Source organism: Microbacterium sp. (assembly GCF_044508325.1).
Lineage (GTDB): Bacteria > Actinomycetota > Actinomycetes > Actinomycetales > Microbacteriaceae > Microbacterium.
This window is the reverse complement of the sequence record NZ_JBIQHX010000002.1, coordinates 278961-286829: the sequence shown is the minus strand read 5'-3', so window position 1 is coordinate 286829 and position 7869 is coordinate 278961. Positions and strand designations below refer to the sequence as shown.

Sequence of the window (7869 nt, the reverse complement as noted above, 5' to 3'; positions counted from 1 at the left end):
CTGTACGCGGTGCCCGCACCGGACGCGGCGCCTGAGCCGGACGCGGTGCCCGCGCCGGACGCGGTGCCCGAGCGCATCGAGGGGAAGAGAGCCGGCTGATGGAGGCCGCGCCCGTGCGCAGCCTCGTGCTGTGGATCCCGGACTGGCCCGTCGTCGCGCTGACCCGCGATCCGGCGGCGGGCGTCGGTGAGGCAGAGCCGGTCGCCGTCGTCGAGGCGAACACGGTGACCGCATGCTCCGCGGCCGCGCGCGCGGCCGGCGTGCGGCGCGGGCAGCGGCGCCGCGACGCCCAGGCGCGCTGTCCGCAGCTGCGGATCGCGGCATCCGACCCCGGGCGCGACCAGCGTCTGTTCGAGCCGGTCGTGACCCGCATCGAAGAGGCGGCGCCCGGAGTCCAGCCGATCCGTCCGGGGTTGTGTGCGCTGCGGGCGCGCGGACCGGCCCGCTACTACGGCGGAGAGGAGCCCGCCGCCCACGTGCTGCTGGCGGCGCTCGCCGACCTCGGTCTGGCCGATGCGCGCGCCGGCGTCGCCGACGGTCCCTTCACGGCCGAGCAGGCGGCGCGCACCGCTCCCGCGGGGGATGTGCGCTCGATCCCGCCGGGGGCGGCGGCGGCGTTCCTCGCGCCGCTGCCGGTCACGGCCCTGGGCGCTCCCGAGCTCGCCGAGCTGCTCGCACGGCTCGGCGTGCACACCCTCGGGGCGTTCGCGGCGCTGGATCCGGGCCGCGTGCTCGACCGCTTCGGACCGCAAGGTGCGCGGCTGCACGCCCTGGCGGGCGGGGGGGACTCGCGGCCTGTGCAGCCGCGCACACCGCCGCCCGAGCTGGCCCGCGAGGTCGCGTTCGAGCCGCCGCTCGAGATCGTCGAGCAGGTGGGCTTCGGGGTGCGCATCGCCGCAGACGAGTTCATCGCCGGCCTCGGCGCCGCAGGGCTCGTGTGCACAGAGCTGCGCATCGAGCTGGAGCTCGAGCGCGGTCCCGGCTCGGCGCGGGTGTGGCTGCATCCGGGATCGTTCGACGCGGCCGGGGTCGTCGACCGGGTGCGCTGGCAGGTGCAGGCCCTCAGCTCCGCGCGCCCCGGCCCTGCCCTCCCCGAGCCGGCCGAGGGCGACGCCGATGCGATCGGCGGCATCGTCCGGGTGCGGATCCTTCCCGAGGCGGTGGACGCGGCATCCCATCACCAGCCCGCGCTCTTCGGCGCCGGCGCCGACGAGCGGGTGCATCACACCCTCTCCCGCGTGCAGGCGATGCTGGGGCACGGCGGCGTGCTCACCCCGGCGGTGGGCGGCGGCCGGTGGCTCGCCGAGCGGCAGGTGCTCGTGCCCTGGGGCGATCGGGTCGTGGTGGCCGCCGAACGCGGGCGCCCCTGGCCGGGCAGCCTCACAGCTCCTCTGCCGGGGACGGTGTTCGAGCCGCCGCGTCCGGCGGAGGTGAGGGATGCCGCCGGCTCCCCGGTCACGATCGACGACCGCGGCAGGCTCAGTGCCGCGCCCGCCGTGCTCGTCCCTCGACAGGCTCGGGCCCCTCGGCAGGCTCGGGAACCTCGGCAGGGTCGGGTCCCTCGGCAGGCTCGGGAACCGGGGCAGGCTCGGGAGCCGGGGAAGGGGTGCGCGATCGAGGCGTGGGCGGGGCCGTGGCCGGTGTCGGAGCGGGGATGGGATGCCGCGCGCGCCCGCCGCGCGCATCGCTTCCAGCTCGTCGACGCCGACCAGAACGCCTGGCTCGTGGTGCACGAGCAGGGGGAGTGGACGCTGGAGGGCCGGTATGACTGAGCTTCCGGCCGCTGTGGCCTCGCGGGGCTCTCAGAGTTCGCAGATTCGCGCCAACTCCGCACCGTTCCGGCCCATATCTGCGGACTTCGCGCGAATCTGCGATGTCTGTGAGACGGAAGAGTGACCCATGGGCTGGCACAACCCTCCCGTCCCGTGGTCCGAGCTCGAGCGCGCGCTCAGCGACCGGCGGCGGCCCTCCGACCGGCCGGGCGGCGCCGACGGCGGTGACAGCCCGGCGTGGTCGCACAAGCGCGCCCCGTACGTGGCGCCGCCGATCGAGCGGCCCGCCGACGCGGTGCCGTACGCCGAGCTGCACGCGCACTCGTCGTATTCGTTCCTCGACGGGGCGTCCTCGCCCGAAGATCTCGCCGAGGAGGCGGAGCGGCTCGGCCTGCACGCGCTGGCCATCACCGACCACGACGGGTTCTACGGCATCGTGCGCTTCGCCGAGGCGGCCGAGAAGCTGCAGGTGAAGACGGTGTTCGGTGCCGAGCTGTCCCTGGGCGACCGCTCCCCGAGCCCGCCCCGATCCCCGAGCCCGGCCCGCGGGGGAGCCCCCGATCCCGCCGGCGAGCACCTGCTCGTGCTCGCACGGGGGGAGGAGGGCTACCACCGGCTCGCCGCCGCGATCACGCACGCCCAGCTGGCCGGGGGAGAGAAGGGGCGCCCGCTCTACGACCTCGACGACCTGGCCGCCCGGGCCGGGGGTCACTGGGCGGTGCTGACGGGATGCCGCAAGGGAGCTGTGCGTCGCGCGCTGTACGACCCCGGCGGTGGCCTCGCCGCCGATGCGGAGGATGCCGCCGGCGTCGAGCTCGACCGGCTCGTCGAGCTCTTCGGCCGCGACAGCGTGCACGTCGAGCTCACCGACCACGGCGATCCGCTCGACACGGCGGCCAACGACATCCTCGCCTCCCTCGCCGCCCCCCGGCGGCTGCCCGTGCTCGCGACCAACAACGTGCACTACGCCACGCCCGAGCGCGAGCACCTCGCCGCCGCCATCGCCGCCGTGCGCGCCAACCGCAGCCTCGACGAGCTGGACGGCTGGCTGCCCGCCCACGGCGGGGCGTTCCTGCGCTCGGGCGCCGAGATGACCGCGCGCTTCGCCCGGTACCCCGGCGCCGTCGCACGCACGGTGGCACTCGCCGACGAGTTGGCGTTCCCGCTGCGCAGCGCGAAGCCGGCGCTGCCCAAGCAGGAGGTGCCCGACGGGCACACGCCCATGTCGTATCTGCGCCACCTCGTGTGGCAGGCGTTCGACGTGCGGTATCCCGGCGCCCCGCAGAGCCATCGCGTCCGCGTCGAGCGCGAGCTGGCCGTCATCGAGCAGAAGGACTTCCCCGGCTACTTCCTCATCGTGCACGACATCGTCGCCGAGGCGCGCCGTCGCGGCATCCTCTGCCAGGGGCGCGGCTCGGCTGCCAACAGCGCCGTCTGCTACCTGCTGAACATCACCGCGGTCGACGCGATCGCCTACGACCTGCCCTTCGAGCGCTTCCTGTCCAGCCTGCGCGACGAAGAGCCCGACATCGACGTGGACTTCGACTCCGACCGCCGCGAGGAGATCATCCAGTGGGTGTACGGGAAGTACGGCCGGGAGCGGGCGGCGCAGGTGGCGAACGTCATCCAGTACCGGCCCAAGAACGCCGTGCGCGACATGGCGAAGGCGCTGGGGCACTCGCCCGGCCAGCAGGACGCCTGGTCGAAGCAGGTCGAGCGGTGGGGCGCTTCGCTGTCGTCGGCGCCGGACCATGACATCCCGCCCCGGGTGCTCGACTACGCGACCGAGCTGCTGAAGGCGCCGCGGCATCTCGGCATCCACTCCGGCGGGATGGTGCTGACCGATCGGCCGGTCGGCGAGGTGGTGCCCATCGAGCACGCGCGCATGGAGAACCGCACGGTGATCCAGTGGGACAAGGACGACGCGGCCTGGATGGGCCTGGTGAAGTTCGACCTGCTGGGGCTGGGGATGCTGGCGGCGCTGCAGTACTGCTTCGACCTGATCGCCGCGGCGACGGGGGAGCGGTGGGAGCTCGCGACGATCCCGAAAGAGGAGCGGGCGGTCTACGACATGCTGTGCCGGGCGGATTCGATCGGGGTGTTCCAGGTCGAGTCGCGGGCGCAGATGGGCCTGCTGCCGCGTCTGCAGCCGCGGCGGTTCTACGATCTCGTGATCGAGATCGCGCTCATCCGGCCGGGGCCGATCCAGGGCGGGGCGGTGCACCCGTTCGTGCGGCGCAAGCTCGGCCAGGAGAAGGTGACCTATCCGCACCCGAAGCTCGAGCCCGTGCTCGAGCGGACCCTCGGCATCCCCGTCTTCCAGGAGCAGCTCATGCAGATGGGCATGGCGGTGGGCGACCTGACCGGAGAGGATGCCGACCTCCTGCGCCGCGCGATGGGGTCCAAGCGCGGGGTCGAGCGCATCGAGTCGCTGCGCGAGAAGCTGTACGCCGGCATGGCGCGCAACGGGCTGGTCGGCGATGCCGCCGACGCGATCTACGAGAAGATCCAGGCGTTCGCGAACTTCGGCTTCGCCGAGAGCCACTCGCTGTCGTTCGCGCTGCTCGTGTATGCGTCGTCGTGGCTGAAGCTGCACTACCCGGCGGCGTTCCTCGCGGGGCTGCTGCGCGCGCAGCCGATGGGGTTCTACTCGCCGTCGACGCTCGTGTCCGATGCCCGCCGGCACGGCGTGGAGGTGCGTCGGCCCGACATCCAGCTCTCCGGCGCCGAGGCGCTGCTGGAAGGACTGCGTGGGATGCCGCGGGGTGAGGATCTGCTGGACGGACTGCGCGGGATGCCGCCGGCCGAGGCGTCCCGCGACGACCTGCGGCCGTCGCCCGCCAGACCCGTGCCAGCCTCGGCCGGCGGCATCCCGCTCCGTCCTCGCGGCATCGGTGTCGACCATCCGGCCCCCGAGGCGGATCATCCCGTCCCCGAGGTGGGCTATCCGCTCCCCGAGGTGAACCATCCGGCCCCCGAGGTGGGCTATCCGGCCCCCGAGCCTGTCGAGGGGCCGACCGGCATGGATGCCTGCCTCGATCCGCACCAGCCTCCGGTCGGAGACTTCGACCCCGACGCGCCGGACGAGTCCGCCGCGCACCGCCGCGACGGCGCCTTCGCCGTGCGGCTCGGCCTCGCCGCGGTCAAGGGCGTCGGCGAGGCGGCCGCGCAGCGCATCGTCGAGGCGCGCGAGGCCGACGGCCCGTTCCGCGACATGCGCGATCTGGTGCGGCGCACCGATGTCACCCAGACCCAGCTCGAATCCCTCGCCACCGCGGGGGCCTTCGAGTGCTTCGGGCTGACCCGGCGCGAGGCGATCTGGCTCGCGGGGTCGGCCGCGCAGGACCGCAGCGTGTACCTGCCCGATTCGATGATCGCAGTGCAGCCGCCCCTGTTCACCGATCCGAGCAGCTACGAGCGGCTCGCCGCCGATCTGTGGGCGACGGGCGTCTCCACCGACGATCACCCGATGACCCACTACCGCTCAGGCCTCGACGCCCGCGGCGTGCTGACCTCGCGTGAGCTGCGCAGCCACGAGACCGGGCGCCGCATCGAGGTCGCGGGACTGGTCACCCACCGGCAGCGGCCGGCCACGGCATCCGGGGTCACCTTCCTCAACCTCGAAGACGAGCACGGCCTCGTCAACGTGATCTGCTCGATCGGCCTGTGGAACCGGCACCGGCGGCTCGTGCGCGACGCGCCCGCGCTCATCGTGCGGGGCATGCTGGAGCGCTCGCCCGAGGGTGTGACCAACGTGCTCGCCGACGGCTTCGAAGATCTGCGCATCGGGGTGCGGCACCGCTCGCGCGACTTCCAGTGAGACTCAGAACGGCAGCAGCAGCGGAACGAGCACGACGCTGACCAGCAGCACCACGACCGCGAACGGCGCCCCCACCCGCACGAAGTCGCCGAACCGGTAGCGGCCCGGCTCGACCACGAGCGTGTTGACCGGTGACGAGACGGGGGTCATGAAGGCAGAGGATGCCGCCAGCGCCACCATCATCGCGAACGGATACGGCGACAGGCCCGCCTCCACCGCCACCGAGATCGCGATCGGCGCCATCAGCACCGCCGTCGCCGTGTTGGAGACGAACAGCCCGATCACCGCGGTGAGGACGAAGATCCCGCCCAGCAGCACGTGGGGTCCGAGGCCGCCGATGGCGCCCAGCAGCGCGTCGACGATGAGGTCGACGCCGCCGGTGACCTCGAGCGCCTGCGCGAACGGCAGCATGCCCACGATCAGCAGCAGCGTCGGCCAGTGGATCGACCGGTACGCGCCGGCCATGTCGATGCACCGGAAGACGCCCATGAGCAGGCAGGCGATCAGCGCGGCGATCACGTTCGGCACGATCCCGGTCACCATGAGCACGACCATGATCAGCACGCTGGCGATGGCGAAGGGCGCCTGGTTCGCGGCGGGAGCGACCTCGTCGACCTCGGCGGGCAGGTCGAGCACGATGTAGCCCGACTCCGACGCGCCGATCTTCTCGAAGGCGTCCCACGCCCCCGATGCCAGCAGCGTGTCGCCGATCGCGAGGCGCTCCTGGCCGTACCGGTCGCCGACCATGTGACCCGCGTGCCGCACGCCGAGCACGACGAGGCCGGTCGCCGCGTGGAACCGCAGTTCGCTCAGGCTCTTGCCGATCGCCGCGGACCCCGGCCCGATCAGGATCTCGGCGATGCCGATCTGGCGCGCGTTGGCGTCGAAGAACTCGTCTGTCGTCCCGAGCGGCTCGAGCCGGAGCCGCTCCGCCTCGCCCTCCGGCAGCGTTCCCACCGCGAACAGGACGTCGCCACGCTTGACCGTCGCGTCGTCGGAGGTCACCCGCACCGTGCGCCCGAGCAGACGCCGGCGCTCCAGCGCCAGCACCCGGGAGTGCCCGTCGCCCAGGTCGAGACCGGCCAAGGCGGCGTCGATGAGCGGTGACCGCGCCTCCACGCGATAGCGGTGCGCCCGTCCGTCGACGCCGTAGTCGGCGAGCAGGCTCTGGAAGGTGTTCCGTGCTCGCGCCGCGGTGGGGTCGTCGTCGCCCAGCCAGCGGCGCGCGAACAGCAGGTAGCCGATGCCGAGGGCGAGGATCACGAGGCCGAACGGCGTGAAGCTGAAGAACCCGAAGCCGCCGTAGCCGCTGCGGGCCAGTTCGCCGTCGACGATGAGGTTCGGCGTGGTCGCGATGAGGGTCATCATGCCGCTGATGAGTCCGGCGAAGCTCAGCGGCATGAGCAGCTGCCGCGGTGAGATCCCGGTGCGTGCGGCGATGCTGAGGGCGACCGGGATGAAGATGGCCACCACGCCCGTCGAGCTCATCACCGCCCCCAGCAGCGCGACCGACAGCATCAGCAGCGCGATCAGACGCGCGGCGCTGGTGCCCGCCCGGCGCGAGAGCCAATCACCGAGCCGGTAGGTGACGCCGGTGCGGGCGAGGCCGGCGCCGACGACGAACAGCGCGGCGATCAGGACGACGTTGGGATCGGCGAAGCCGGCCAGCGTCTCGGGGACGGTCAGGATGCCGGTGAGCGGCAGCAGGACGATCATGAGCACCGCGACCACGTCCATCCGCGGCCTGCCCACCGCGAACATCGCGATCGCCGCGACGAGCAGCACGATGACGACGCCGAGCTCCCAGCTCACCCGCGCACCTCCGTCGATCGACGTGCTCCCGAGCGTAGCGACGCGTGCGGGCGCGAAAAAGGGTCCCGGTGCCAGAAGCACCGGGACCCTTGCAGACCCCTCGCGGGGGAGCTGTCAGGCCTGCTCGGCCAGTTCGAACCGCACACCGCCCTGGTCGTCGACCTTGGCGTCGAGGACGCGGTCGGTGAGGGCGGCGGATGCCGCCGGGTCGAGGAACACACGGGCACCCGAGGTCTCGACGACCTCGTCCGTCTCCTCGGCGGTGGCGACGGTGAGGGCGAACCCGGCACCGGGGTCGTCCGCACCGAAGATCCGCAGACCCGCATCGTCGTTCCCGGGGTTCTGCGCGAGAATTCCCTTCACGGCGGTGGCCGCGTTCTCCGTCATCGTGAGCATGATGCTCTCCTTTCGTGACCGACCGGCCACGATTCCGAGAATCCGAGGCCGACGCAACCGCGCGGCCAT

At 72.9% G+C, this 7869-nt stretch carries 4 protein-coding genes; 2 read left to right on the top strand and 2 right to left on the bottom strand.

The features are described from left to right. The first annotated feature begins 98 nt into the window (after positions 1-98). Together ACIWQI_RS02900 and ACIWQI_RS02895 are read left to right on the top strand one after the other, a co-directional pair. Positions 99-1772: a DNA polymerase Y family protein gene (locus tag ACIWQI_RS02900; RefSeq protein WP_396655582.1), complete on the top strand. Its 1674-nt coding sequence runs from the start codon at positions 99-101 to the stop codon at positions 1770-1772. A 127-nt stretch (positions 1773-1899) separates the two neighbouring features. Continuing rightward, positions 1900-5592 (top strand): error-prone DNA polymerase, encoded by a 3693-nt coding sequence (locus tag ACIWQI_RS02895; RefSeq protein WP_396655580.1) that lies wholly within the window; start codon positions 1900-1902, stop codon positions 5590-5592. 3 nt (positions 5593-5595) lie between these two features. Here ACIWQI_RS02895 and ACIWQI_RS02890 read toward each other — a convergent pair whose 3' ends face one another. Together ACIWQI_RS02890 and ACIWQI_RS02885 are read right to left on the bottom strand one after the other, a co-directional pair. After that, positions 5596-7404, bottom strand: coding sequence for an SLC13 family permease (locus ACIWQI_RS02890; RefSeq protein ID WP_396655579.1), 1809 nt, complete (start codon positions 7402-7404; stop codon positions 5596-5598). A gap of 114 nt (positions 7405-7518) precedes the next feature. Then, a complete protein-coding gene (locus ACIWQI_RS02885) occupies positions 7519-7800 on the bottom strand; it encodes a Fe-S cluster assembly protein HesB (RefSeq protein ID WP_396655578.1) in 282 nt (93 codons plus the stop codon). Between the last annotated feature and the right edge of the window lie 69 nt (positions 7801-7869).